This is a genomic window from Variovorax sp. GW821-FHT09B05 (assembly GCF_059418265.1).
This window is the reverse complement of sequence record NZ_JBWKPN010000018.1, coordinates 49,914-74,360: the sequence shown is the minus strand read 5'-3', so window position 1 is coordinate 74,360 and position 24,447 is coordinate 49,914. Positions and strand designations below refer to the sequence as shown.

At 64.7% G+C, this 24,447-nt stretch carries 21 protein-coding genes and 1 tRNA gene; 10 read left to right on the top strand and 12 right to left on the bottom strand.

Features of this window, described 5'->3' with window-relative positions:
• Positions 1–2: 2 nt before the first annotated feature.
• The 3 genes from AC07RM_RS34060 to AC07RM_RS34050 all read left to right on the top strand — a co-directional run bounded on the left by AC07RM_RS34060 (position 3) and on the right by AC07RM_RS34050 (position 6,515).
• Positions 3–5,483 (top strand): ATP-binding protein, encoded by a 5,481-nt coding sequence (locus AC07RM_RS34060; protein WP_495337290.1) that lies wholly within the window; start codon positions 3–5, stop codon positions 5,481–5,483.
• Positions 5,484–5,499: 16 nt separating this feature from the next.
• Entirely contained in the window at positions 5,500–5,952 is a 453-nt protein-coding gene (locus AC07RM_RS34055) for a very short patch repair endonuclease (protein WP_495337289.1), read from the top strand.
• A 275-nt stretch (positions 5,953–6,227) separates the two neighbouring features.
• Positions 6,228–6,515, top strand: coding sequence for a hypothetical protein (locus AC07RM_RS34050; RefSeq protein WP_495337288.1), 288 nt, complete (start codon positions 6,228–6,230; stop codon positions 6,513–6,515).
• Here AC07RM_RS34050 and AC07RM_RS34045 read toward each other — a convergent pair.
• Positions 6,493–6,825, bottom strand: coding sequence for a hypothetical protein (locus tag AC07RM_RS34045; protein ID WP_495337287.1), 333 nt, complete (start codon positions 6,823–6,825; stop codon positions 6,493–6,495). The two genes, AC07RM_RS34050 and AC07RM_RS34045, sit on opposite strands and share 23 nt — an antisense overlap.
• Before the next feature lie 324 nt (positions 6,826–7,149).
• Between AC07RM_RS34045 and AC07RM_RS34040 the strand changes: the two genes are divergently transcribed.
• Positions 7,150–8,577, top strand: a complete 1,428-nt coding sequence (locus tag AC07RM_RS34040; protein ID WP_495337286.1) for a hypothetical protein — start codon at positions 7,150–7,152, stop codon at positions 8,575–8,577.
• Positions 8,578–8,685: 108 nt separating this feature from the next.
• Here the strand turns inward: AC07RM_RS34040 and AC07RM_RS34035 are convergent.
• From AC07RM_RS34035 to AC07RM_RS34010, 6 genes are all read right to left on the bottom strand, one after another.
• Positions 8,686–8,761, bottom strand: a tRNA-Thr gene (locus tag AC07RM_RS34035).
• A gap of 25 nt (positions 8,762–8,786) precedes the next feature.
• Positions 8,787–9,800, bottom strand: a complete 1,014-nt coding sequence (locus AC07RM_RS34030; protein WP_093340257.1) for a class 1 fructose-bisphosphatase — start codon at positions 9,798–9,800, stop codon at positions 8,787–8,789.
• A 43-nt stretch (positions 9,801–9,843) separates the two neighbouring features.
• Complete coding sequence (gene pepN / locus AC07RM_RS34025) at positions 9,844–12,561, bottom strand: aminopeptidase N (protein WP_093340254.1); 2,718 nt, start codon at positions 12,559–12,561, stop codon at positions 9,844–9,846.
• Positions 12,545–13,231 (bottom strand): HAD family hydrolase, encoded by a 687-nt coding sequence (locus tag AC07RM_RS34020; protein ID WP_398500706.1) that lies wholly within the window; start codon positions 13,229–13,231, stop codon positions 12,545–12,547. The genes pepN and AC07RM_RS34020 overlap by 17 nt, the downstream gene beginning before the upstream one ends.
• Before the next feature lie 49 nt (positions 13,232–13,280).
• A protein-coding gene (prfB, locus tag AC07RM_RS34015; RefSeq protein ID WP_495337285.1) for a peptide chain release factor 2 occupies positions 13,281–14,385 on the bottom strand; the annotation gives its coding sequence in 2 pieces (ribosomal slippage) (positions 13,281–14,303 and positions 14,305–14,385; 1,104 coding nt in all).
• A gap of 179 nt (positions 14,386–14,564) precedes the next feature.
• A complete protein-coding gene (locus AC07RM_RS34010; RefSeq protein WP_093340251.1) occupies positions 14,565–15,386 on the bottom strand; it encodes a MetQ/NlpA family ABC transporter substrate-binding protein in 822 nt (273 codons plus the stop codon).
• 285 nt (positions 15,387–15,671) lie between these two features.
• Here AC07RM_RS34010 and AC07RM_RS34005 point away from each other — a divergent pair, with 285 nt between their 5' ends.
• From AC07RM_RS34005 to AC07RM_RS33990, 4 genes are read left to right on the top strand one after another with little or no spacing between them, the layout of a single operon-like run.
• Complete coding sequence (locus AC07RM_RS34005; RefSeq protein WP_495337284.1) at positions 15,672–16,565, top strand: methionine ABC transporter ATP-binding protein; 894 nt, start codon at positions 15,672–15,674, stop codon at positions 16,563–16,565.
• Positions 16,558–17,220, top strand: coding sequence for a methionine ABC transporter permease (locus AC07RM_RS34000; protein ID WP_093340247.1), 663 nt, complete (start codon positions 16,558–16,560; stop codon positions 17,218–17,220). Before AC07RM_RS34005 ends, AC07RM_RS34000 begins: the two co-directional genes overlap by 8 nt.
• A gap of 53 nt (positions 17,221–17,273) precedes the next feature.
• Positions 17,274–18,098: a MetQ/NlpA family ABC transporter substrate-binding protein gene (locus AC07RM_RS33995; RefSeq protein WP_208508281.1), complete on the top strand. Its 825-nt coding sequence runs from the start codon at positions 17,274–17,276 to the stop codon at positions 18,096–18,098.
• Between the two features lie 30 nt (positions 18,099–18,128).
• Entirely contained in the window at positions 18,129–18,500 is a 372-nt protein-coding gene (locus tag AC07RM_RS33990; protein WP_495337283.1) for a hypothetical protein, read from the top strand.
• 45 nt (positions 18,501–18,545) lie between these two features.
• Here AC07RM_RS33990 and AC07RM_RS33985 read toward each other — a convergent pair whose 3' ends face one another.
• On the bottom strand, positions 18,546–19,904 hold the full coding sequence (locus AC07RM_RS33985; protein ID WP_495337282.1) for an LLM class flavin-dependent oxidoreductase: 1,359 nt from the start codon (positions 19,902–19,904) through the stop codon (positions 18,546–18,548).
• Between the two features lie 7 nt (positions 19,905–19,911).
• Positions 19,912–20,730, bottom strand: a complete 819-nt coding sequence (locus AC07RM_RS33980; RefSeq protein ID WP_495337281.1) for a MetQ/NlpA family ABC transporter substrate-binding protein — start codon at positions 20,728–20,730, stop codon at positions 19,912–19,914.
• Between the two features lie 108 nt (positions 20,731–20,838).
• On the opposite strand from AC07RM_RS33980, the gene AC07RM_RS33975 reads away from it, so the two are divergent.
• Positions 20,839–21,537: an aspartate/glutamate racemase family protein gene (locus AC07RM_RS33975; RefSeq protein WP_495337280.1), complete on the top strand. Its 699-nt coding sequence runs from the start codon at positions 20,839–20,841 to the stop codon at positions 21,535–21,537.
• On the opposite strand, the gene AC07RM_RS33970 is transcribed toward AC07RM_RS33975, so the two are convergent.
• On the bottom strand, positions 21,538–22,464 hold the full coding sequence (locus AC07RM_RS33970) for an alpha/beta fold hydrolase (protein WP_398501815.1): 927 nt from the start codon (positions 22,462–22,464) through the stop codon (positions 21,538–21,540).
• 126 nt (positions 22,465–22,590) lie between these two features.
• Between AC07RM_RS33970 and AC07RM_RS33965 the strand changes: the two genes are divergently transcribed.
• Positions 22,591–23,652 carry an aldo/keto reductase gene (locus tag AC07RM_RS33965; RefSeq protein ID WP_495337279.1) on the top strand — a complete coding sequence of 354 codons (1,062 nt, stop codon included), beginning with the start codon at positions 22,591–22,593 and terminating at the stop codon, positions 23,650–23,652.
• 9 nt (positions 23,653–23,661) lie between these two features.
• Here the strand turns inward: AC07RM_RS33965 and AC07RM_RS33960 are convergent, their stop codons facing one another.
• Positions 23,662–24,255 (bottom strand): hypothetical protein, encoded by a 594-nt coding sequence (locus tag AC07RM_RS33960; RefSeq protein ID WP_495337278.1) that lies wholly within the window; start codon positions 24,253–24,255, stop codon positions 23,662–23,664.
• Positions 24,231–24,446 carry a helix-turn-helix domain-containing protein gene (locus AC07RM_RS33955; RefSeq protein WP_093340234.1) on the bottom strand — a complete coding sequence of 72 codons (216 nt, stop codon included), beginning with the start codon at positions 24,444–24,446 and terminating at the stop codon, positions 24,231–24,233. The genes AC07RM_RS33960 and AC07RM_RS33955 overlap by 25 nt, the downstream gene beginning before the upstream one ends.
• Position 24,447: the final 1 nt, after the last annotated feature.

The window sequence follows — 24,447 nt, the reverse complement described above, 5'->3', positions numbered from 1 at the left end:
GAATGAACAAACTTTCCGAAGCGCTAGCCGCATACATCCGCAACAAAGTCATCGATGCTACTTCCGGGCGCAGTGGTGGACGTCTGGAGACTCGTTTCATATTCCACGGGCCTCCGCTGTCACTCCTACGTTCAGCCTATGAGGCCTTGATCGCTGGAGGTGGCATTGGAATCCGGAATGCAGACGGCGTGTCCTTGGCGCTACCCATCCTCCTGCAAGCCCCGCCTAGCGGCGATTGGGTCAGCAACCCCAGGGGCGGCGAGTCGGGCATCTGCGACGAAGGTCACTTGCTTACCCTGCGCAACGATCCGCACAACCCGAGCTTTGTAGCGCTGGTGCCGCCAGGTCAGCACCACAATAAGTCCGTGGCCTCAACAACCGACGAGTTCGGTGTCGGCGCCCAGAACAACAGCAGTCATGCCCCGTTCAGCGAATGGTGGGGGGACGCTTTTATCCGGGACCTGCTTACTCAGGCGCTGGAGGGAGTCGGGCTCGCCGGTGATGTCCTTAGGGAGGCGCGTGAGTTGGCAAGTGTTGCGGCCGAAGCTATCGACGACGTAGACGAGAGTGACGGGACGCACGCGGCCGCATGGCTCTTGCTGTCGCGCCTCTTTTCGATCCGTTCCGCAGGCCTTGGCCTGGAGCCGTGGCAAGCCGTCGCGCTCGCGTGTGGCTTGCCATCAAGCTCGACCCGCCTCTCGGCGAAGACTCTTCACGACGTCCTCAGCCAACTGGCGACTACCCTAGCCGATGGTTTTGGGACTGGCATCGCCCAGCTGCGACAAGGGGCGCCTACCGAGGTTAGTGCGGCGTTGGAGGAGTTCCTTGCTCATCTGCGCAATGGATGCGACGTGCCGACCGCGTTCGAGCGTGCGACCCCCGCATTCTATTTGCCCGGGAGTGGCCCGGAAGTTGCGCCGCCCCCTTCTTGGTGGGAAATCCTCACCGCGGAGAAGTGGTTGGAGCTCATGGCGGAAGAGCCCTTGGAAGCGGGTGACCTGCACATCGAATGTACGAATGCCATCTTTCCTGTCGGACGTGGCATGCCGGCGATCGTTCGTGATGGTGTGGTGCTGTCGATTACTGCGGGTGGTGCGGGCAGGCCGGTGCCCGGGGCGATAGGCTTGGAACGGAATGCTGGAAACGCGCGGACCAAGCAGGTAACCGTGCTTACCGCCAGCCAAGATGGCAGCTTCAGCCATCATGATGAAGGAGTGCCTGGCCACAAAGCTCCCATTGCATACAAGGCTGCAGCCGAGGACTTTAAATCGGCATCGATCAAGGTTATTTCGCTGGATCATTGGGCGCCGGGGATCCTGGTGTGTTGCCGTATGGCGAGCAAGCTGTCGCCGCCAAAAAAGCTAGCACGCCGACTCGCATCAGGCCCCGAGCTCGAGACCACGCTTGTTGTGCCTGGTTCCGGGCGTTACGAGCTCGTTGTATTTATCTCGACAGATGTCTCTATCGAAAGTGTGACCGGGGTCGGGGACGATGCGACTGAGGTCGATGAGGCGCGTGAGGAGCTCAAAGCCGTTCTCGTCAAGGAGGGGGAGTATCAGATCGAGATCGACGCGGATGGCAAGTATCAGGTTGACATCCGCCATCGTCGGTCCGGTGAAGGCACCTCGGAGACATGCCGTGTGTACGTGACCTGCACGGACATCGCAGTGGAAGGCTGTCGCAGCGAGTTCGAGCGCCTCATCAAGCTCAACCGCAAGCATCTGGAGCGCATTGACGGAAAGTCGGTGGTCCAAGTGGACAGGCATGCTCGGATATCCAGTCTCCAGTCTTGGCTCCTCGACGAGCAAAGCGTCGGGCTTTCTTTCTTGCCTCTGGTTCTGGCAGAGGACTATGCTGATGCTTGGGCTCCTCCTAACTGGAGCGAGGACGGCGGGACGGTGCTATCCAAGGGCCGTTTCCTCCACGACCCCCGTCCTGCGCCGGCCTTGTTCGTTCCACCGGCGAAGTTCATCGAGGCAAGAAAGGAGATTGCCAGGCGTATCAGAGAGACCGACGAACAATCCGGCCTGCTGGAGTTGGCAACGCTGGGTGCTTGGATCTCTCGCGATCCTGAGTTCAAAGGGTGGGTCGAGGCCTACCTCGATTCTTACGGTGCTTGGATCTCCTCGGATCCGGACATCGCCTGCTGGGTCGACCTGATCGCCGTCGCCTCGGTCGAGCCGGACGGGCGGACCCTCTCCCGCATCCCTGATGCTGTCCTGCTATCGCCACTGCATCCATTGCGCCTTGCGTGGCACTGCGTTGCGCAGCAAGTCCTGCACGAAGCGGTGGAGGGCGACACGCTGATGCCGTGCCCTGCCGCGAGCGTGCTCGATCCCGACTGCGTGCCTGATTTGCTGACACTTGCGTTGCAGGCGCCCGGTGGCATCGACTGGGAGGATTTCATTTCGGTCGAGTGCAGCTCCGATTACTGGTCCGTGCTCTGGAACGGCAAGCGTCTACGGCAGCTTGCTGACCGGTGCAGCAAGCCGCCATTTGACCACGCCTTCGGGATCACGGTCGGTGGAATCTCAAGTGGATTCAGCTCCGCTCAAGTAGCTAGGGCTCTTGAGGATGTCTCTGATCTCCTAGCTGCCAAGCCCCTTGTCAACTTGGTAGTCTCGAGTGCGGGGGGAGCGACGGATGCTTGCAACGAGGGGCTGGTGGCGTGGTCCTCCAAGCGGTTTGGGAACGGCGGCGTGGCCCGGGGGTTGGGTCCGCGCATGCTGGAAGTGTTTGATACACGTCCGCCTGAGTCGAAGCCTGACGAAGCGACGATCTCGAATCTTGCTGAGGACACGGGGGGGCGGGTCCGCTGGTTCAATGGACAGCCATCTGACGTGAAGCCAGATCTGGGCATCATCGCCCAATTGGACTCCGCGGAACCGGAGGCCACGGATGTTGGCATGCGGTCGCCACTCGGATTCGCTGGCCTGATCCGGCATCGTGTTCGCCGCCAATTGCCAGGAGCATTTCTCAGTGAATCCCGCCAGGGAAGGCAGATGCCTCTTAGTGGCGATGTGCTCGCGGACAAGGTCATGGCATGCATGCTGGCGATCGAGTGCTTGCTCGATCGCCGAACCGGGCTGCGGTTCGCGCCTAACGTCCATGCCGTCCAGGGGATGCTAGAGGAGAAGAAGGCCGACTTCGTCGCAGTGTCGTCCTCGGCCGTCGATCCGGCATGCTTCCTTTCCGGATGGATTGATGGCGCCTACCTCTGGGACTACGACTTGCCCTCATATTCGAGCCGCGCTGGCGACACGAGTGGCTACTACTTGTTGTCGACAGTCAAGGATGCCGACCGCGACAGACTTAAGCGTGTGTTGTCGAACCTCCCGGGCTGCAATGGCATGGGTGACGAGGCCGTTGGGAAGCTCCTCCTCGAAGTAGCGCGCCGCGGAGTTCCTACCGTTCGAGGCTTGTCCGGCGACAACTCTGGCGCTACCGGCGACCTGGGCTTGTTTGTGGCCGGCCGGTTCCTCCAGGATGAGTTCCGGGAAGCAGGCAACCCTTCCAGCCTGCTGCCCATCATCGGCGGTACTGCGGACGACGTCGGGGTTGCCATCATCGTGCCTGTTGATCCTTTCCGGGGCTACCTTACCGATATGGCGCGCTCGTTCGGGAAAGAGGCGTCCCTCTCCCGGCCCGACTTGTTAATTGTCGGTGCACGGCTCGGAGGTTCCGCTGTACGGATCCGGCTTACACCAGTCGAGGTGAAGTGTCGACAAGGTGGGGGATTCGGTAGGGCAGAGGCAATGGAAGCGCTTGCACAAGCCAGGGCGATGTCCGAGCTGTTTCGTGCTATGGCTACCCGGGCGAGGCAGTCGACCGCGTGGCGCCTGGCGTACCAGCATCTCTTGCTTTCGATGATCGGATTCGGGTTGCGCGTGTATAGCCAACATGGGGCGGTTGGAGCCCAGGCTGCGCGGTGGGCAGAGTACCACGAGCGCATCGCGTCCGCGATCCTAGGCGATGAGTCGTCCATCGTGGTCGATAGCGCCGGCCGCCTCATCGTCGTCGGCGGCTCCGACACGAGCGACTGCCATGATTGGGATCAAGACGGATTTTCTGAATCAGTGGTGATCGCTGCTAAGGACGCTGCAAGGATTGTCGTGGGTGACGCACAGGCTTTCTATGAGCAAGCACGTGCGAAGATTAGTGACTGGCAGCTCATGCCCATGCCAGACGAAGCAGGGCTTCAACAGAATAAGGAGTGCGAGGAAGTGCCCGGCCCCGATGGGGAAAATTCCGATGAGAACGTTCTTGTAGGCGAAGGAGAGCCGGCGCAGTCCGTCACGCCGCGGGGCTTGCTTGGCGCAGTTACGGGCGGCGATGCTGCCGATTGCACAGGCATCCATTTGGCGGTTGGCCGTACCGTCGACGGCTTTGAGTCGCGCGCGGTGTCGCTCAATGTCTCCGATACCCGCCTAAACCAGCTGAATATGGGCGTGGTTGGGGACCTTGGAACGGGCAAGACGCAGTTGCTAAAGTCCCTGATCCACCAGATCGTCGCATCGGCTGAGGAAAACCGCGGCCTCAAGCCGAGGCTCCTCATCTTCGACTACAAGCGAGACTACAGTAGCGCGGACTTCGTTGCAGCTACTGGCGCTAGGGTGGTCAAGCCAGCTCGGTTGCCGCTCAACTTGTTCGACACCTCGACGATGGGTGAATCTCCGGCGCCATGGCTAGATCGATTTCGCTTCTTCGCCGACGTGCTTGACAAGGTATACAGCGGCATCGGTCCCGTCCAACGTGACAAGCTCAAGAATGCGGTGCGCAATGCCTACGAAGGGTGCGCTCCAGAAGGGCGTGCACCAACGATCTACGACATCCACGCCGAGTATCGTGCGCTGCTCGGCGGTAAATCGGATTCGCCGATGGCAATCATCGACGATCTGGTAGACATGGAAGTGTTCACGCGCGATCCCAAGGAGGCGCTGCCCTTCGACCAATTCCTTGACGGGGTCGTCGTGGTGTCGCTTGACGCGCTTGGCCAGGACGACCGCAGCAAGAACATGCTGGTCGCGGTGATGCTCAACATGTTCTACGAGAACATGCTAAAGACGCCCAAGCGGCCTTTCGTGGGTACCTCGCCCCAGCTTCGAGTCGTCGACTCATACCTGCTTGTAGACGAGGCAGACAACATCATGCGGTATGAATTCGACGTCCTGCGCAAGCTGCTGCTGCAGGGGCGTGAGTTCGGCGTCGGTGTGATTCTCGCGTCGCAGTACCTCCGGCACTTCAAGGTTGGGGCAACCGACTATCGTGAGCCATTGCTGACTTGGTGCATCCACAAGGTGCCGAATGTGACCCCAACTGAGTTGGGGGCCCTGGGCCTTTCGTCGGAGCTAGGCGAACTTTCGGAGCGTGTTAAGTCACTGCCCAATCATTACTGCCTTTACAAGTCGTTCGATACCTCAGGAGAGGTGATCCGGGGTCTACCGTTCTATGAGCTGATGCAGCAAACTACGGGAAATTCGTAGCCACGGGGCGAGCGAGATGACGGACTTCCTGACCAAGGCGGAGCGATCGGAGCGGATGTCCCGAATCCGGAGTCGGGATACCAAGCCTGAGCTCGTGTTGCGGAAGCTGCTGCATGCACAAGGCCTTCGTTACCGTCTACACCCCACCGGGCTACCTGGAAGGCCCGACATGATTTTCCCAAGGCGGAAGGCTGCCGTGTTTGTGCACGGCTGCTTTTGGCATCGGCACGAGGGTTGCAATGTCGCGACGACACCTAAGACCAATACTCGGTTCTGGACGGACAAGTTCGAGCGCAACGTAAAACGGGACATTCGCAACCGTGCTTCCTTGGAGGAGCTTGGGTGGCGGGTGTTTGTCGTCTGGGAATGCGAACTTTCCTCTGGGGCAAGGGCGCGCTCCACGGCCGAGAAGCTAGCCCGGCAGATATTGGATCTGAGTGGGGGACAGCCGGAAGTGGGCGCCAGTTGAGCGTGACGACGTTCGTGCCCCACTCATTGGTGAGACACAAGGGTGAAACTTGACCTCTGCCATGTCAATGGCACCGACATCGACCGGCCCACAATTGTTCATCCCCAGGGCCTAGCCTAGTCTTCGTTCTCTCCCTACATTCCAAGGGGTCACGCCCCGCGCAAGCATCCCTATCAAGCGCGAAGGCGAGGCACAAAAGGCGACGGCCGAGGTGCGCTAACACCCCGGCCGTCTAACCAAGTGACGTGCACATACCTTGCAGGAGAGCACACCAAATGGCTGAAGAGATTATGGCCGGCGCCCCCGCGCCCTCCGCGTTCATCCCGCCCACCACGCCGGATGCATTCGATCTACTCGAGAACAAGTTGTCCCAGCTGCATGCGCTGCTGAGCAGTTGCTACGGCATGGGCAGCGACTGGTTCGAGGAGATAGGCCCGAAGCGGCGCGACATGATGATGTGGATCGCTTCGGACCTCACGCGCGATGCCGAAGACCTGCTGCAGGAGGTGGCGCCTCAGGTCCTGCGCGGCCCGGGCGCGCTCAGCAGCTCAGGCGCTGCTTGATCTCGCGCAGGCGCAGCGAGTGGGCCGAGAGAAATTCCGGCCGCGAATCTTCTTTGGATGCTCCGCGATAGCTGATCGGCCCGATGTCGTCGTTCGACGCGCGCGGCCCCGTGTTGCATGCCGGCGAGCAGTAGCGGCAGCCGTTGACCTGCCGATAGAACGCCCGAGCCGTCTGCATCGCCGAACGGCAGTCCTCGTGCCAGTCGAGCGACAGCGTGCTCACCGGATGCGGCCAAAAAATGCACCCCTGTGCGTGTACCTCATGGTCGCCATTGAGTTGTGCTGTCTTGTTGACGCAGTACTGTGGCATTTCGATCCTCTTGGCTCCTTTGCTTGGGGAGGATCGTAGGAGGGAGAGGGCGGGAGGTGAACGTCACTCCGGGTGATTGACAGTTTTCTGAAATTCGTTCACACAATCAGGTGCCGAGTATATTTTTCAGTTCTAGACTGAAATTGAGGGGATTTTCTAAAATCGACAGAGCCATGGCGAAATTTTGCTAAAAATAGCATTACTTTCTGATGGTCTATGTAATGGGATTTTAAAACCTGATGAATGACTGATGTTTTGTGAAGGGTGTCACCTTCAAGATGAAAAGAGTGGCATATTAAACGGGACGAAATAGAGAGGCCAATTATGGGTGAAGCGCGTCGTCGCGGGACTGCCGAGCAGCGAATCAAAGAAGCAATAGCACGCAACAAGAAAAAGTTATATGACGAGATGGGATTTGATGTAAATGATCCCATTAGTTTGTCACTACGCGCCGCATTGGACGCATTCCTTGCTCGACTAGACATAGGCGAGTGGGAGAGGCGTAAGGCTGCCGTTATTGAACGCTTGGGGCAAACAATTGGCCCAACCCTAGCAGAGGCTCGTCCAATAAGAGATACGCAAGACGAAATCGTTTGGTACCTCATGCTTGCCGAGCTTGCGCTAACTGACCCTCTGTGCCAGGAGACCAATCAGGCGGCAAGAACGCTTCCTGTGCTTTCAGCAATTGGAAGATTGTTGGTGCACAAGAAGAAAGTTGTGCGGCTCGAAGAAAAAATTACCGAGGCGCTTCTGGAATTCCGAAGCTCGCCTGATGGGGTGCTTTTTGAAATATTAGTGGCACTAAACTACGCCGCCGAAGGATGGGACGTGGAGATGCTCGAAACAAGGCCTCCATCTAAATCCCCAGATCTTAGGATTCGACGTGGTGAGCTTGAGTTTTTTGTTGAATGTAAACGGCAATCTCGGAAACCAAACTATAGTGAGCGCGAGCATCAAGCATTCTTGCAAATGTGGGAGGGAGTCCCAGAGCTAGTTCAGGCTACAGGTCAGTGGATTTGGATAGATATGATATTTCATCAAGAGTTAACGCAATTGCCGAAGAATTTCTTGACTCAAATCCTCGCCGAAACGGTAGCACTTGGGCAAGGAGAACGGATATTAATTGATAACCAGTGTGCGGCAATTCGGGTAAGGCCAATAGATCGAAAATCAGTTTTGAGGCATATGGCATCTAACAGGGTCAAGAAAAATTCGTCCATGCTTCGATCACTTCTTGGTGGAGACTGGGCTCCGCGAAATTCGAATGGGCCTATAGCAATGCTTGCAAAATATTCAACTGTTGCTGGATGCGAGGCTCTGCCATCTGGTCGCTTTGTTGAAGCGATTGCTTGGGCTATGGGAGGGACCAGAGCGTGTGATGCGCGGGAATCCATTGCAGCAAAAGCACGCGATGTTAAAAGGCTGCTCGTGGACGCTGTTAGACAGTTGCCATCAGATAGGCCGTCGATCATTCATGTGGCAGTAGAGACGCACGAAGGACGTGAGTCCGATCGTTTAAGAGATGAGAAAATTCGTGGGCTGCTTAATGTATTCAAAGTTGATCGGCCAGTGAGGGGGATATTTGTTCACTCAATTCAATACAACGAAGTCATCGATAAGACTTGGGAAGTCGACGAAACAGTCCAATGGTGGATAGGCTCGCACGGTGAGATCAAAAATGTTCCAATGCGGCTGCTTGTCCCTCCCGATACTGCGGTTGATCATCAAGCCCACTGGGAAATCTATCCCTAGTGAACGTTATCTATCAGATATGTTGAGAGGTTGGCGCTTTTTGAGCACTCTTTGAGTTCTCAGGAACAAAAAAACCCCTGATCCTTACGAATCAGGGGCTTTCTGTTTTGGTGCCGGAGAGATGAATCGAACACCCGACCTTCTCATTACGAATGAGCTGCTCTACCGACTGAGCTACACCGGCGAAGCCTGCGATTATAGCCAGGTTTTCAGGGCTTTTGAGCGTGGTACTGCGTCAGGCGCTCGACTTCGTTTCGCGAACCCAACATCACGCTGACGCGCTCGTGCAGCTTGGTGGGCTGCAGGTCGAGGATGCGCTGCTTGCCGTTGGTGGCGGCGCCGCCGGCCTGTTCCACCAGCCAGCTCATGGGGTTGGCCTCGTACATCAGGCGCAGCTTGCCGGCCTTCTCGGGCTCGCGCTTGTCCCAGGGGTACAGGAACACGCCGCCGCGCATCAGGATGCGGTGCACGTCGGCCACCATGCTGGCGATCCAGCGCATGTTGAAGTCCTTGCCGCGCGGGCCTTCCTTGCCGGCCAGGCATTCGTCGATGTAGCGCTTCACGGGCTCGTCCCAGTGACGCATGTTGCTCATGTTGATCGCGAATTCCTTGGTGTCGGGCGGAATCTGGATGTCTTCCTGCGTCAGCACGAAGCTGCCCTGCTCGCGGTCGAGGGTGAACATGGCGACGCCGTTGCCCACGGTCAGCACGAGGGTGGTCTGCGGGCCGTAGATGCAGTAGCCGGCGGCCACCTGCTGGGTGCCGGCCTGGAGGAAGTCGCCCTCCTGCACGCCGGGGTGCTCGTCGGGCTTCTTGAGCACGCTGAAGATGGTGCCGATGCTGACGTTGACGTCGATGTTGCTGCTGCCGTCGAGCGGGTCGAACATGAGCAGGTACTCGCCCTGCGGGTAGCGGTTGGGCACGACGTAGATGCTGTCCATCTCCTCGCTGGCCATGGCGGCGAGGTGGCCGCCCCATTCGTTGGCCTCGATCAGCACCTCGTTGGCGATGATGTCCAGCTTCTTCTGGATCTCGCCCTGCACGTTCTCGCTCTCGGCGGTGCCGAGCACGCCGCCCAGGGCACCCTTGTTGACGGCCTGGCTGATGCTCTTGCAGGCACGGGCAACCACTTCGAGCAGCAGCCGCAGCTGGCCGGGGATGAGGCCGTCGGCGCGCTGCTGTTCGACGAGGTAGCGGGTGAGGGAAATCTTCTGTTGAGCCATGAGGGTTCTTCGGTTTCTCTTCGATGCGTTGCTTGTGTGCGGATCAGCTGCCGGCCAGGGCGCGGGTCACGACCTCGTGGGTGTCCTTGCTCAGGTCGGGCTTGGCGGCCACGCGCGCGATGGCTTCGCGCGCGGCGCTGCGGTAGGGCTCGGCGAGCTTGCTCCAGCGGTCGAGGGCGCGCGCGAGGCGGGCGGCCACCTGGGGGTTGAGGGCGTCGAGCTCGATGACGCGCTCGCTCCAGAACACGTAGCCGGCGGCGTCGGGGCGGTGGAAGGCGCCGGGGTTGGCGCTGCAGTAGCTGAAGATGACGCTGCGCGCGCGGTTGGGGTTCTTCAGCGAGAAGTCGGGGTGCTTCATGAGCTGCTTCACCAGCGGCAGGATGTCGCCGCCGCGGTCGCTGGCACCGGCCTGCAGCGAGAACCACTTGTCGATGACCAGGGCCTCGTTCTTGAACAGGGCATGGAAGCGCGCGAGCGCCTGCGCGGCCAGGGTGTGGCCCGAGGAGACGAGGGCGTTGAGCGCGTTGAAGCGGTCGGTCATGTTGCCCGCGTCCTTGAAGCGCTGCAGGGTCTTGCCGGGCCAGACGGTGTCGCCCGACGAGCGCGCGGCCAGGCACAGGAAGTTGAGCGCCATGCCGGCCAGGGCGCGGCGGCCCGAGCTCAGCGGATCGGGGCTGTAGGCGCCGGTGTCGTGGTGCGCCTCGTAGGCCTGCTGCCAGTCGCTGAACAGGGCGGTGGCGAGCTGGGCGCGCATGGCTTCGCGCACGAGGTGCACGCGCTGCGGGTCGACCACGTCGAGCTGCTCGGCGATGTAGGTTTCCGACGGCAGGGTGAGCACCAGCTCCTTGAAGGCCGGGTCGAGCTGCGGATGGCGCAGCACGCTGCGCATGGCCTCGAGGTAGGCCTCGCCGAGCACCGGGGTGGTGTCGGTGGCCAGGGCGGCGATGCCCTGCAGCGCGGCGCGCAGGCCCAGGCGCTGGCCGGCTTCCCAGCGGTTGAAGGGATCGGGGTCGTTGGCCAGCAGGGTCAGCAGCTGGGCGTCGCTGTACTCGAAGTCGAGGATCACCGGCGCGCTGAAGCCGCGCAGGATCGAGGGCACGGGCTCGGCGTCGAGGTTGGTGAAGGTGAACTGCTCGCCGGCGCGCGACAGCACCAGGGTGCGGGTGCCGGCGCTGCCTTCGGCCTCGCCCTCGAGCTGCACGGGCAGCTCGCGGCCGCTGGCGTCGAGCAGGCCGAGGTTGAGCGGAATGACGAACGGGTCTTTGTTCGGCTGGCCCGGGGTGGGCGGGCAGCTCTGCAGCACGCTCAGGGTGTAGCTGCGGTTGGCGCTGTCGTACACGCCGCTGGCCTTCAGGCGCGGGGTGCCGGCCTGGCTGTACCAGCGCTTGAACTGGGGCAGCAGGCGCGCGAGTTCGGAATCGGGATTGGCATCGGCGATGGCCTGGGCGAAGTCGTCGCAGGTCACGGCCTGGCCGTCGTGGCGCTCGAAGTAGAGGGTGATGCCCTTCTCGAAGCCCTTGCGGCCCACCAGGGTCTGCATCATGCGAACGACCTCGGCACCCTTCTCGTAGATGGTGACGGTGTAGAAGTTGCTGATCTCGATGTAGCTGTCGGGCCGCACCGGGTGGGCCATGGGGCCTGCATCCTCGGGGAACTGGGCGGTGCGCAGCACGCGCACGTCCTCGATGCGCTTGACGGCGCGCGCGGAGGCGTCGGCGCACAGGTCCTGGCTGAACTCCTGGTCGCGGAAGACGGTGAGGCCTTCCTTCAGCGAGAGCTGGAACCAGTCGCGGCAGGTCACGCGGTCGCCCGACCAGTTGTGGAAGTACTCGTGGCCGACCACGCTCTCGATGTTGCTGTAGTCGGCGTCGGTGGCGGTGGCCTGGTTGGCCAGAACGTACTTCGTGTTGAAGATGTTCAGGCCCTTGTTCTCCATGGCGCCCATGTTGAAGTCGCTGGTGGCCACGATCATGAAGCGGTCGAGGTCCAGCGGCAGGCCGAAGCGGGCCTCGTCCCACAGCACCGAGTTGATCAGCGAGTTCATCGCGTGCTCGGTCTTGTCGAGGTCGCCGGCGCGCACGTAGACCTGCAGCAGGTGTTCCTTGCCGCTGCGCGCCTTGATGCGCTGCTCGCGCGCCACCAGCTTGCCCGCGACCAGCGCGAACAGGTAGCTGGGCTTCTTGAAGGGATCGACCCACTTGGCGAAGTGGCGGCCCTCGGGCAGGTCGCCGTGCTCGACCAGGTTGCCGTTCGACAGCAGCACCGGGTAGGCGGCCTTGGCGGCGCGCAAGGTGACGGTGTACATCGCCATCACGTCGGGCCGGTCGAGGAAGTAGGTGATGCGGCGGAAGCCCTCGGCCTCGCACTGCGTGAAGAAGGTGTCCTCGCTCACGAACAGGCCCATCAGCTTGGTGTTCTTGATGGGGCAGCAGGTGGTGAAGAGCTCGAGCTCGAACGAGCCTTCTTCCGCCGCGGGCAGGCCGTCGAGCACGAGCTGGTCGCCTTCCATGCGGAACGAGGCGCCCTGGCCGTTGACCAGCACGCGCGCGAGGTTGAGCTCGTCGCCGTCCAGGCGCAGCGGCTGCGCCGGCACGTCGGGGTTGCGGCGCAGGCGCATGCGGTTGAGCACGCGGGTCTTGGCCGGGTCGAGGTCGAAGGTGAGGTCGACGGTGTCGATCCAGAAGGCCGGCGGTGCGTAGTCTTCGCGGCGGATGGCGTTCGGTGCGGCTTGGGCACCGCTGAAATCAGGCAGCAACGGCATCGAGGGTCTCCAGAAAATTCGAATGGGCGAGTTCGTTGTAGTCGCGCACGGCGGCGATCACGTGGGGGCCGGCGAGTTCGGTGGCGCTGTGGGTGCTGCACACGGCCACGGCGCGCATGCCGCCGCGGCGCGCGGCCTCGATGCCGAAGGGGGCGTCTTCGAACACGATGCAGCGTTCGGGCGCCACGCCGATGCGGCGCGCGGCCTCGAGAAAGATGGCGGGCGTGGGCTTGCCGCTGAAGCCTTCGTCGCCGCCGACGATGGCCAGCGGCAGCGGGTCCATCTTCAGGCGCGACATGGCGAACTCGATGTTGTGGCGGTCGCCCGCGGTGCCCACGGCCACCTTCAGGCCGCGCGCGACGGCGGCCCTGGCGAAGGCGGTGAAGCCTGCGACTTCGGTGAAGTTGTCGCTGAACATCGCGCGGTAGATCTCTTCCTTCTCGTGCACCAGCGCCAGGCACTCGGCGTCGGACAGCTCGCGCTCGAACAGCTCGCGCATGCACTCGGCGCCGGTGCGGCCCGTGGTGCGCGCGAGGATGTCGCTCACGTCGAGCACCAGGCCGTGGCGCGCCACGAACTCGACCCACGAGCGCGCATGCCAGGGCATGGAGTCGATCATGGTGCCGTCCATGTCGAAGATCAGGGCTTCGACCTTGCCGTTGAGGTTCATGCGGGGCTGCGCGGGTGGTTGCGGTGGTGACGAAAAGGAAGAGGCAGGATCAGACGCCCTGCTTGAGCGAGGCTTCGATGAACACGTCGAGGTCGCCGTCGAGCACCTTCTGGGTGGCCGAGATCTCGACGTTGGTGCGCAGGTCCTTGATGCGGCTGTTGTCCAGCACGTAGCTGCGGATCTGGTGGCCCCAGCCCACGTCGGTCTTGCTGTCCTCGAGCTTCTGCTGCTCTTCCTGGCGCTTGCGCATCTCGTGGTCGTACAGGCGCGAGCGCAGGCGCTTCCACGCCACGTCGCGGTTGCTGTGCTGGCTGCGGCCGTCCTGGCACTGCACCACGATGCCGGTCGGGATGTGCGTGAGGCGCACGGCCGAGTCGGTCTTGTTGATGTGCTGGCCGCCCGCGCCGCTGGCACGGAAGGTGTCGGTGCGCACGTCCGCCGGGTTGATCTCGATCTCGATGGAGTCGTCGATCTCGGGGTAGACGAAGATGCTCGCGAAGCTGGTGTGGCGCCCGCCCGAGGAGTCGAACGGCGACTTGCGCACGAGGCGGTGCACGCCGGTCTCGGTGCGCAGCAGGCCGAAGGCGTAGTCGCCCTCGACCTTGATGGTCGCGCTCTTGATGCCGGCGGTGTCGCCCGGGGTCTCGTCCTCGAGCTGGATCTTGAAGCCCTTGCGCTCGGCGTACTTGGTGTACTGGCGCAGCAGCATGCTGGCCCAGTCGCAGGCCTCGGTGCCGCCGGCGCCGGCCTGGATGTCGACGAAGGCGTTCAGCGGGTCGGCCGGGTTGTTGAACATCCGGCGGAACTCGAGCTGCTTGATGTCGGCTTCGAGCGTGGCGGCGTCATCGGCGATGGCCTGCAGGCCGTCGACGTCGCCTTCTTCCTTCGACATCTCGTAGAGCTCGGTGTTGTCCGACAGGCCGCTGGTGAGGCGGTCGAGCGTGACGACGACGTCGTCGAGCGACTTCTTTTCCTTGCCCAGTTCCTGGGCCTTCTTGGGGTCGTTCCAGACGTTGGGATCTTCGAGCGATGCGTTGACCGTCCTCAGACGTTCGGCTTTGGCATCGTAGTCAAAGATACCTCCGGAGATCCACCGTCCGCGCGCTCAGGTCCGCAAGCGTTGCGCCGATCTGGTTGATTTGTTCTGCGTCCATGGGGTGGTCCTGACTGTGTGGGTTGGCGAGGGGAGGAGGGGCGTGCCCTCCAGGGAACCCGCCATTTTCTCACGGGTGGCGGTTGACCCCATGGGGAGTGCCATTCCGGTGTCGCCAAAGGCGAAAAGCCCCCTGGGCGCGGCGCGCGCAGGGGGCCGGGAGGGCGTGGAGCGGCGGCGTCAGAACGCGGGGACCAGCGCGCCCTTGAACTGGGTCTCGATGAAGCTCTTGACCTCGGGCGACTGGTAGGCCGCCACCAGGCGCTTGGCCCAGGGCTTGTCCTTGTCGGCGCGGCGCACGGCGATCAGGTTGGCGTAGGGGCCCTTGGGCGATTCCTTGATGACGGCGTCCTTGTTGAACGAGAGGCCGGCCTTCTCGGCGTAGTCGTTGTTGATGGCGGCGATCACGAGGTCGTCGAGCGAGCGCGGCAGCTGCGCGGCGTCGAGCGGCACCAGCTTGAGCTTCTTGGGGTTGGTCACCACGTCGAGCGGGGTGGCGGTGTTGTTCTTCACGGCCTCGGGCTTGAGCGTGATCAGGCCGGCCTGCTGCAGCAGCAACAGCGCGCGGTTGCCGTTCGACGGGTCGTTCTGGATGCCGACCGCGGCGCCCTCGGGCAGCTGGTCGATGCTCTTGAGCTTCTTCGAATAGAAGCCCAGCGGCGCGGTGATGGTCAGGCCCACGGGCACGAGGTCGAAGCCGCGCGCCTTGATCTGGTTGTCGAGGAAGGGCTGGTGCTGGAAGGCATTGGCGTCGAGGTCGCCGGCCGCGAGCGCGGCATTGGGCAGCTGGTAGTCGTTGAAGACCACGACCTGGACCGTGAGGCCGTCCTTCGCGGCGACCTTCTTCACCACCTCGAAGATCTGCTCGGCGTTGCCGACCGAGATGCCGACCTTGACGGTGTTCTTGTTGTCCTGGGCCTGGGCGCCGCCGGCGATGCCGCCGAGGAGGGAAGCCGCCAGGGTGGCGGCAAGGAGGCCGCGGCGGCGAAGGATGCTGTGCATGGTTGGAGTGGCGCTGCGCGCTCGAAAAAGAAAGGCGCGAATGTGGCAGCAGGCGGGCGCGATGGGAACGAACCAATGCGCATATCCATATGGGAGCCCCTGCTCGCTTTATGGTGTATGTGGTTGAACGTCGGCGCCTCTTTATGTGATTTCAGGAATAAGCATCGCCCGATTTGTTCGTTCCCTTTCGATGCCTTTCTTTTCATACTCGGCACCTTTTTGCGAATCCGTGGCCGATGGTTTTTCCTGGCGGCCGCACGCATCCGTTCCTTGGTTCCCCCAGACATGAGCAACCCATCGTCCGACCCGGCCCGCGGCAGCGCGGAACCGGTCATCCGCCTCCAGTCGGTGCAGAAGTCCTTCGCGCTGCCCAGCGGCGAGGTCTTCGACGCCGTGCAATCGCTGTCGCTCGACATCCAGCAGGGCGACGTGTTCGGCCTGATCGGCAAGAGCGGCGCCGGCAAGTCGACCCTTCTGCGCCTGATCAACCTGCTCGAGCAGCCCGACGCGGGCCGCGTGCTGGTCGGTGGGCGCGACCTGACGACGCTGTCGCGCCGCGAGCTGCGCGACACGCGCCAGAACATCGGCATGATCTTCCAGCAGTTCAACCTGCTGCAGAACGCCACGGTGTTCGACAACGTGGCCTTCCCGCTGAAGATCCACGGCCGCCATTCGCGCGCCGAGATCGATGCCCGCGTGCGCGAATGCCTGGCGCTGGTGGGCCTGTCGGAAAAGATCGACACCTACCCGGCCCAGCTCTCGGGTGGCCAGAAGCAGCGCGTGGCGATCGCCCGCGCGCTGGCGCCGCGCCCGCAGGTGCTGCTGTGCGACGAGCCCACCTCGGCGCTCGACAGCGAGACCACGCGCTCGCTGCTCGAGACGCTGCGCGACATCAACCAGAAGATCGGCGTGACCATCGTGATCGTGACGCACGAGCTGTCGGTGGTCGAGGTGCTGTGCCGCAACGTGGCGATCCTCGAGAAGGGCCGGCTGGTCGAGCAGTTCGAGGTCGACGCCGCGCCGAGCGAGGTGCGCAAGACCGCGCTGGGCCGCGAGATCGACGAACTGGTGCGGCGCCGCGAGCGCGATGCACGCGAAGCGCGCGAGGCTGGCGAAGCCGCCTCGGCCAGCGCCCCGGTTGCCACCCAACGCAGCGCGCTGGAGGTGGCCTATGTTTGAGAACATCGCCCCCATCCTTCCCGAGCTCTGGGTCGCGACCGGCCAGACCTTCATGATGCTGGCCATCGGCCTGTCGGCCGCGGTGCTGATCGGCGGGCCGCTGGGCATCCTGCTGTTCCTGCTCGGCCCGGGCCAGTCGCTCGCCAACCGGCCCGCGTTCCTGATCCTGAACTGGCTCGTGAACACGGTGCGCTCCTTCCCCTTCATCATCCTGCTGGTGGCGTTGGTGCCGTTCACGCGCATCATCGCGGGCACCTCGATCGGGCCGCTGGCCGCGGCGGTGCCGCTGTCCTTCGCGGCCATTCCCTATTTCGCGCGGCTGGTCGACCAGTGCCTGCGCGAGGTGCCGCGCGGCGTGATCGAGGCCGCCCATGCGATGGGCGCCTCGGAGCTGCAGATCGTCTGGCGCGTGCTGGTGGTCGAGGCCCGTTCGGGCCTGGTGCTGGCGCTCACGGTGCTCGCGGTGAGCTTCCTCTCCTACTCGGCGATCGCCGGCGTGGTGGGCGGCGGCGGCATCGGCGACCTGGCCATCCGCTACGGCTACTACCGCTTCCAGACCGACGTGATGGTGCTCACCGTGGCGCTGCTCGTGGTGCTGGTACAGATCCTGCAATTCGTCGGCAACACCGCGGCGCGCAGGCTCGACAAGCGTTGATTCGTTTCTTCTCCCGTTCCCTTTTCTCTTTCTTTCCTGCAAAGCCTTCCGTCATGACCACCGCACTGCTGCGCCGTTCCGTCCTCGCCCTTTCCCTCGCCGCGCTGTCGCTCGGCGGCCTCTCGCTGCCGGCGCAGGCGCAGGACGCCAAGAAGAACCTCACGATCGGCGGCACCGCCGGCTCGAACATCGACCAGCTCAAGCAAGGCATCGTGCCGATCCTCGAGAAGAAGGGCTACAAGGTGAAGCTGGTCGAATTCAACGACTACGTGCAGCCCAACCTGGCGCTGGCCCAGGGCTCGCTCGACGCCAACTTCTTCCAGCACCAGGTCTACCTGAAGAAATTCGCGGCCGACCAGAAGCTGGACCTGGCCGAACTGGTGCAGGGCCCGATCGCGCCGCTGGGCGTGTACTCGACCAAGCGCAAGACGCTGGCCGACCTGAAGGAAGGCGACCGCGTGACGCTGCCGAACGACCCGAGCAACCTGGCGCGCGCGCTGGTGCTGCTGGAGCAGAACAAGCTGATCACGATCAAGCAGGGCGTCGATCCGCTGCGCGCTTCCGAGAAGGACGTGGCCGACAACCCCAAGAAGCTGAAGTTCATTCCGCTCGAGGCCGCACAATTGCCGCGCTCGCTCGGCGACACCGAGTACGCGATCATCAACGGCAACTTCGCGATCTCCTCGGGCCTGAAGCTCACCGAAGCGGTGGTGCTCGAGAAGACGCCCGACTACTACCTGAATGTCGTGGCCGTGAAGACCGCGGACAAGAACACCGCCTGGGCCAAGGACCTCGTGGAGGCCTACCACTCGAAGGAGTTCAAGACGGTGGTCGACACGAAGTTCCAGGGCTACGCGAAGCCCAGCTTCCTGCAATAAACCAACTACTTTCCTGAGAGGGACCTTCCCATGCCCGTGCTGGCCGTGTTCGATTCGCAAGCGAGCTGGAGCGACACCCATGTGTGCGACGGCTGGATCACCGACCGGCTGGCCGCGCAGGGCGTGCGATGGGGGCGCGAGGACGCCCCCGCGCCGCTCGCGGGCGAGGAGGTTCGCGTGCTCGGGCAGGCCGGGTTGTTCTACGTGCCCGAGGGCGAGGGCTATCTGGGCCTGCTGCTCGAGGCCGGCGAATGGGTCGCGCTGCCGGTGGGGCGGGCCCGGGTGTTCTTCGACGACGGCGAGGGCGCGGACGATGTGCTGCCGCATGCGGCGCTGCCGGGCTTCGAGGCCTTCGTCGAAGAGGTGCTGTCGTTGACGGGGAACGACGCGGACGAGGGCTGAGGCCCGCCGCCGCCGCTCCCCCGGCGGCGTTTCTCTTTCTTCTTTCTAGGCCGCCAGGCGCTGCGCCGTCCGACCTTCGGGCCGCGCCAGTCCGAGGTGATCGCGCAGGGTGCGCCCCTCGTACTCGGTGCGGAACAGCCCTCGCTTCTGCAGGATCGGCACCACCCCGTCGACGAAATGTTCGAGCCCGTGCGGCAGCGCATCGGGCATCAGGTTGAAGCCGTCGGCCGCGCCGCCCTTGAACCAGTGCTCGATGTCGTCGGCGATCTGCTCGGGCGTGCCCACGATCACGCGGTGGCCGCCGCCGCCCGCGAGTTCGCGGATCAGCTGCCGCACCGTGTAGCCATGGGTGCGGCCCGCCGCCACCACCGCGTTGAAGAAGGTGTGGTTGCCGTTGCCATTGCCGGGCAGCGGCAGGTTCTCGGGCAGGCGCTCGTCGAGCTTCAGGCGATCGGGCGTGATGCCCAGCGTGCCCGCGATGCGCGTGAGGCTGTAGTCCCACGGGATCAGGTCGACCAGCTCGTCGCGGCGACGCAGCGCCTCGGCCTCGGTGCCACCGACGATGGTGGTGAGGCCCGCGAGCACCTTCACCGCGTCGGGGCCTCGGCCCAGTTCGGCCGCGCGGGTCTTGAGGGCGCGCGCATAGGCCAGCGATTCCTCGAAGGACTGCGAGGCCGAGAACACGGCCTCGGCATGGCGCGAGGCCAGCTCGCGCCCGTCGGCCGAGGCGCCGGCCTGCACCAGCACCGGATGGCCCTGCGGCGCGCGCGGCAGGTTCAGCGGGCCCTGCACCGCGAAGTGCTCGCCGCGGTGCGCGATGGCGTGCACCTTGGTGGCGTCGACGAAGCTGCCCGTGGCCTTGTCGCCGACGAAGGCGCCGTCTTCCCAGCTGTCCCACAACGCCTTCACGATGTCGGCGAACTCCGAGGCGCGCGCGTAGCGCTTCGCATGGTCGGGCGTGGCCTCGAGGCCGAAGTTGCGCGCCGAGGGCAGGTCGGCCGTGGTCACCATGTTCCAGCCCGCGCGGCCGTTGCTCACGTGGTCGAGCGTGGAGAAGCGGCGCGCGATGTTGTAGGGCTCGTTGTAGCTGGTCGAGGCGGTGGCGATCAGGCCGATGTGGGTGGTGGCCGCGGCCACGCAGGCCAGCAGGATGGTGGGCTCGAGCGCGGTGATCGGGCGGAAGTGGATCTGGTCGACGATGGCCGCGTTGTCGGCCAGGAAGATCGCGTCGAGCTTGCCCGCTTCCGCGATCTGCGCGGTGCGGATGTAGTGCTGGATGTCGGCGAAGGCCCAGGGGTCGGCCTCGGGCAGGCGCCAGGCCGAGGGCACGAAGCCCGAGTGCAGGATGTTGACGTTCAGGTGCAGCCGCCGGGGAGGCGCGCTGCGGGTGGCGGAGCCGCTCATCGGGCGATCACTTCGAGAAGTAGTCGGGCAGGCGGTAGCCGGCCCACACGGGATTGGCGAGGAAGACGCGCTGGAACTCGGCCGACTGGTAAGCGGCGACGATGTCCTTCGCGAACTTCGCGTTCTCGTTGCCGCGCTTGACCGCCACCACGTTGACGTAGGGCAGGGTCATGTCCTCGAGCTTGAGCGCCTCGGTGAGCTTGAGGCCCGAGGCGACGGCGAAGTTGCCCTGCACGGCGGCCAGGTCGGCATCGGCCAGCGAGCGTGGTGCCTGGGCGGCATCGAGCGGCACCAGCTTCAGGCGCTTGGGATTGCTCGCGATGTCGCGCTCGGACACGCTCAGCGGGTTCACGCCGGTCTTGAGCTGCACCCAGCCGATGGCCGCGAGGATGTTGAGCGCGCGCGCCGCGTTCACCGGGTCGGCCGGCAGCGTGACGGTGGCGCCGTCGGGCACGCTGGCGAGCGACTTGTGGCGTTGCGAATAGAGGCCCATCGGCGGCGTCGGTACGTGGACGATCGGCACCAGGTCGAAGTTCTGCTGCTGGTTGGTGGCGTTGAGGTAGAGCGTGTGCTGGAAGATGTTGGCGTCGATCTGGCCGCGCTCGACTGCGTCGTTGGGCTGCACGCCCTGGCTGAACTCGACGTACTTGACGGTGTAGCCGAGCTTGGCGAGCTGGGGCTCGATGCCCTTGGTGAAGGCGTCGCGGTACGGGCCCGGCATGAAGCCGACGCGCAGGTCGGCGGCCTGGGCCGCGCTGGCGAGGCCCAGTGCGAGGGCAAGGCCGCCGGCCAGGGCCAGGCGGCGGGAAAGGGCGAGAGGGCGCATGAGGGAGGGGCTCCAGAACTGAACCGGGCACTCTAGGAGCCGGTGTCGCGCGCGCGAACGAATATTCGTAAGCTTGCATATGCGGACAGCGGCCATAGGATCGCTGGCATGACCCAACACATCGGAATCGTGGGCTGCTCCGCCGAAGGCGCGGCCCTTTGCTACAAGACCATCTGCGTGGAGGGCGCCGCGCTGCTCGGGCCCCATGCGCACCCCGAGGTGTCGATGCACACGCCCTCGCTCGCGGACTACGTGCGCTGCCTCGATGCGGGCGACGTGGCCGGCGTGGGCGAGCTGATGCTCGCTTCGGCGCGCAAGCTGCAGGCCGCGGGTGCCGACTTCCTGATCTGCCCCGACAACACGATCCACCAGGCCTTCGAATACGTGGCGCCGCGTTCGCCGCTGCCCTGGCTGCACATCGCCGAGGTGGCGGCCGACGAGGCCGTGCGGCGCGGCTTCCGGCGCATCGGCATCACGGGCACGCGCTGGCTGGTCGACAGCGAGGTCTATCCGTCCAGGCTCGCGGCGCGCGGCCTCGAGTACCGCCGGCCGAACGCGCAAGAGCGCGACGAGACCGGGCGCGTGATCATGGACGAGCTGGTCAACGGCATCTTCAGCCCCGAGGGCGTGGCGAGCTTCCAGCGCGTGATCGAGCGCATGAAGGTAGAGGAGGGCTGCGACGCGGTGGTGCTGGGCTGCACCGAGATCCCGCTGATCATCAGCGATGCGAACTCGGCGCTGCCGACGCTCGATTCGACGCGACTGCTGGCGCGCGCGGCGTTGCGGCGGGCGGTGCAGCCGGCCTGACTAGGCGAGGAAATCCTCGATCAGCTTCGCCACCCGCTGCGGCTGGTCGTGGTGCAGCATGTGGCCGGCATCGGCCAGCTGCTCGATGCGCACCGAGGGCACCGAGGCCAGCCGCTGGTGGAACTCCTCGAGCGTGTAGCGGTTCTTCCACCAGCCCTGGAGGCTGTCGTCGGCCGCCTCGATCATCAGCGTGGGCGCGGCAATGCGCGCATAGAGCGCGCGCACCTCGTCGACGCGGAAGATGTTGGCGTTGATGACCTTGTGCGCGGCCTCGCCGAGGATCTGCCAGCGCGCGCTGCCATCGGGCTGCGCGCGGCTGGCCGACCAGTGGCTCGCGAGCCAGTCGGCCTTGTCCTGCGACAGCCGCGGGTTGGTCTTCATGAGCCGGCGCGCCACGCCGTCGACGGCCGAGTAGCCCGCGAGCTCGAGCTCGCCGCGGTGCAGCCGCTTGAGCTCGTCGATCCACTGGCCGTAGCGCGCGGGCGCTTCCTCGGGCTGGCGCGCGGGCATGCCGAAGCCCTCGAGGTTGACCAGCCGGCGGATGCGCTCGGGCCGCACGCCCGCGTAGTGCATGACGACGTTGCCGCCCATGCTGTGGCCCACGAGGTCGACCGGGCGCGCGGCCTCGCCTTCGCCCGCGTAGTGGTCGAGCAGCCATTCGAGGTCGGCCAGGTAGTCGGGCAGCCAGTAGTTGTCGACCCCGCCGCCGTCGGTGAGGCCGAAGCCGCGCCAGTCGGGCGCGACGATGAAGCGTTCCTCGGCCAGCGCGTCGACCACGAACTGCCAGGAGGCGGCCACGTCCATCCAGCCGTGCACCAGCACCAGCGGCGGCCGCTCGGCCGAGGGCTGGCCCCAGAGGCGCACGTGGTAGCGGAGGTTGCGCACGGGCACGAATTCGCTGCGCGAGGGACGGAGGGCGTGGTACATGGCTCCGATGATAAGGAGCCGGGTCGAAGCGCACAGTCCGCCAGACGACAGTGGCGTGACGGCCGCGCCGCTCGGGTTTGGCGCCACCGCCAGCGCGCCGCGGAGCCCGGCGGTACATTTCCGCGCATGCAAAAAATCAGACTCGGTCAGAGCGACCTTCACGTCACGCCCATCTGCCTCGGCACCATGACCTTCGGCGAGCAGGTCGACGAGCCCACGGCCCACGCCATCCTGGCGCGCTCGCTCGAGCGCGGCGTCGACTTCATCGACACGGCCGAGATGTACTCGGTGCCCACGCGCCAGGAGACCTACGGCGCGACCGAAACCATCATCGGCAACTGGTTCGCGGCCAACCCCGGCGCGCGCCGGAAGCTGACGCTGGCGAGCAAGGTCGCGGGCCCGCTGCGCAACACGCCCTGGGTGCGCGAAGGCGTGGGCATGACGGGCGCGGACATCGTGGCCTCGTGCGAGGCGAGCCTCAAGCGCCTGCAGACGGACGTGATCGACCTCTACCAGATCCACTGGCCCGAGCGCCATGTGCCGGCCTTCGGCAACATCTACTACGACCCGGCCAAGGAGGTCTCGCAGACCCCGATCCGCGAACAGCTCGAGGCGCTGGCCGGGCTGGTGAAGGCCGGGAAGATCCGCGCCATCGGCCTGTCGAACGAGACGCCCTATGGCGTGCACGAGTTCGTGCGGCTGGCCGAGGAGCACGGGCTGCCGCGCGTGGCGACGGTGCAGAACGTCTACAACCTCGCGAGCCGCGGCGCCGAGAACGGCCTCGACGAAACCATGCACCGGCTCGGCGTGTCGCTGCTGGCCTATTCGCCGCTGGCCTATGGCCTGCTGACCGGCAAGTACGACCAGAGCGGCATCACCGGGCCGGACGCGCCGCAGGAAGCGCGCATCACGCGTTACGAATCGGTGCGCAAGCTGCGCTGGGGCCGGCCCGACGCGCTCAAGGCCGCGCGCCGCTACAACCAGCTCGCGCTCGACAACGGCCTCACGCCGGTGAAGCTCGCGCTGGCCTTCTGCTACACCAAGTGGCAGGTGGCGAGCACCATCATCGGCGTGCGCACGGTCGAGCAGCTCGACGAGGACATCGATGCCTGGGGCACGACGCTGTCGCCCGAGCTGCTGGCGCAGATCGACGCGATCCGCTGGGAGATCCGCGACCCCGCGGCCTGATCTTCTCGTTCAGCGCGCGCATTCGCCGCGCGCGGCCGCCAGCGCGAGCGCGGGCAGGCTCAGCAGGCCCATGTCGCCGCCCTTGAACTGGCCCTTCATGCAGTCGCCGCGCGCGGCGCTCGACAGGCCCGCGCTCAGGCGCGTATCGAGCGCGGCGCGCGTGCCGGCCGGGTTCAAGGCCTGGTTGGCGCGCTCGGCGAACGAGGGTGCGCGATCGCTGTCGCGCAGCGCGCGGCGGGTGGCTTCGGAATTCAGGATCAGCGGGGTGGGCGGTGATGCCACTGCAGCGGGCGCTTCGGCCGGGGCGGCGATGGCATCGCGCGGTGCCGGTTCGGGCCTTGTCGCGCTGCGTGTGGGCGCAGCCCGGACGCGTGGCGTTGCAGGGGGCGATGCCCTGGGCTCCACCCGCACCGGCGCTGCGCGCGGCTTCGGCACATCGACCCATGCGATCTCGACGACCCGCTGCACCGGAAAGACCGGCCGCGCGTGCGGCCGCATCGCCACGAGCAGCAGCCACAGCACCGCCACGTGCGCGGCGACCACGGCCAGCACGAGCGCCGGCAGGAACAGCCGCCGCATCAGTCGCCCGCGTCGCTCCGCCATTCGAGCAGGTCGCCCGGCTGGCACTGCAGCGCCTCGCAGATGCGCTCCAGCGTGTCGAAGCGCACGCCGCGCACCTTGCCGCTCTTGAGCAGCGAGAGGTTCTGCTCGGTGATGCCCACGTGCTCGGCCAGCTCGCGCGAGCGCATCTTGCGCCGCGCCAGCATCACGTCGAGGTTGACGACGATGGGCATC

Bases quoted from the DNA above. Each gene is read 5' to 3' on its own strand.
- AC07RM_RS34060 (WP_495337290.1), top strand. From the start codon at position 3: ATGAACAAACTTTCCGAAGCGCTAGCCGCATACATCCGCAACAAAGTC.
- AC07RM_RS34055 (WP_495337289.1), top strand. From the start codon at position 5,500: ATGACGGACTTCCTGACCAAGGCGGAGCGATCGGAGCGGATGTCCCGA.
- AC07RM_RS34050 (WP_495337288.1), top strand. From the start codon at position 6,228: ATGGCTGAAGAGATTATGGCCGGCGCCCCCGCGCCCTCCGCGTTCATC.
- AC07RM_RS34045 (WP_495337287.1), bottom strand. From the start codon at position 6,825: ATGCCACAGTACTGCGTCAACAAGACAGCACAACTCAATGGCGACCAT.
- AC07RM_RS34040 (WP_495337286.1), top strand. From the start codon at position 7,150: ATGGGTGAAGCGCGTCGTCGCGGGACTGCCGAGCAGCGAATCAAAGAA.
- AC07RM_RS34030 (WP_093340257.1), bottom strand. From the start codon at position 9,800: ATGGCTCAACAGAAGATTTCCCTCACCCGCTACCTCGTCGAACAGCAG.
- pepN (WP_093340254.1), bottom strand. From the start codon at position 12,561: ATGCCGTTGCTGCCTGATTTCAGCGGTGCCCAAGCCGCACCGAACGCC.
- AC07RM_RS34020 (WP_398500706.1), bottom strand. From the start codon at position 13,231: ATGAACCTCAACGGCAAGGTCGAAGCCCTGATCTTCGACATGGACGGC.
- AC07RM_RS34010 (WP_093340251.1), bottom strand. From the start codon at position 15,386: ATGCACAGCATCCTTCGCCGCCGCGGCCTCCTTGCCGCCACCCTGGCG.
- AC07RM_RS34005 (WP_495337284.1), top strand. From the start codon at position 15,672: ATGAGCAACCCATCGTCCGACCCGGCCCGCGGCAGCGCGGAACCGGTC.
- AC07RM_RS34000 (WP_093340247.1), top strand. From the start codon at position 16,558: ATGTTTGAGAACATCGCCCCCATCCTTCCCGAGCTCTGGGTCGCGACC.
- AC07RM_RS33995 (WP_208508281.1), top strand. From the start codon at position 17,274: ATGACCACCGCACTGCTGCGCCGTTCCGTCCTCGCCCTTTCCCTCGCC.
- AC07RM_RS33990 (WP_495337283.1), top strand. From the start codon at position 18,129: ATGCCCGTGCTGGCCGTGTTCGATTCGCAAGCGAGCTGGAGCGACACC.
- AC07RM_RS33985 (WP_495337282.1), bottom strand. From the start codon at position 19,904: ATGAGCGGCTCCGCCACCCGCAGCGCGCCTCCCCGGCGGCTGCACCTG.
- AC07RM_RS33980 (WP_495337281.1), bottom strand. From the start codon at position 20,730: ATGCGCCCTCTCGCCCTTTCCCGCCGCCTGGCCCTGGCCGGCGGCCTT.
- AC07RM_RS33975 (WP_495337280.1), top strand. From the start codon at position 20,839: ATGACCCAACACATCGGAATCGTGGGCTGCTCCGCCGAAGGCGCGGCC.
- AC07RM_RS33970 (WP_398501815.1), bottom strand. From the start codon at position 22,464: ATGTACCACGCCCTCCGTCCCTCGCGCAGCGAATTCGTGCCCGTGCGC.
- AC07RM_RS33965 (WP_495337279.1), top strand. From the start codon at position 22,591: ATGCAAAAAATCAGACTCGGTCAGAGCGACCTTCACGTCACGCCCATC.
- AC07RM_RS33960 (WP_495337278.1), bottom strand. From the start codon at position 24,255: ATGGCGGAGCGACGCGGGCGACTGATGCGGCGGCTGTTCCTGCCGGCG.
- AC07RM_RS33955 (WP_093340234.1), bottom strand. From the start codon at position 24,446: ATGCCCATCGTCGTCAACCTCGACGTGATGCTGGCGCGGCGCAAGATG.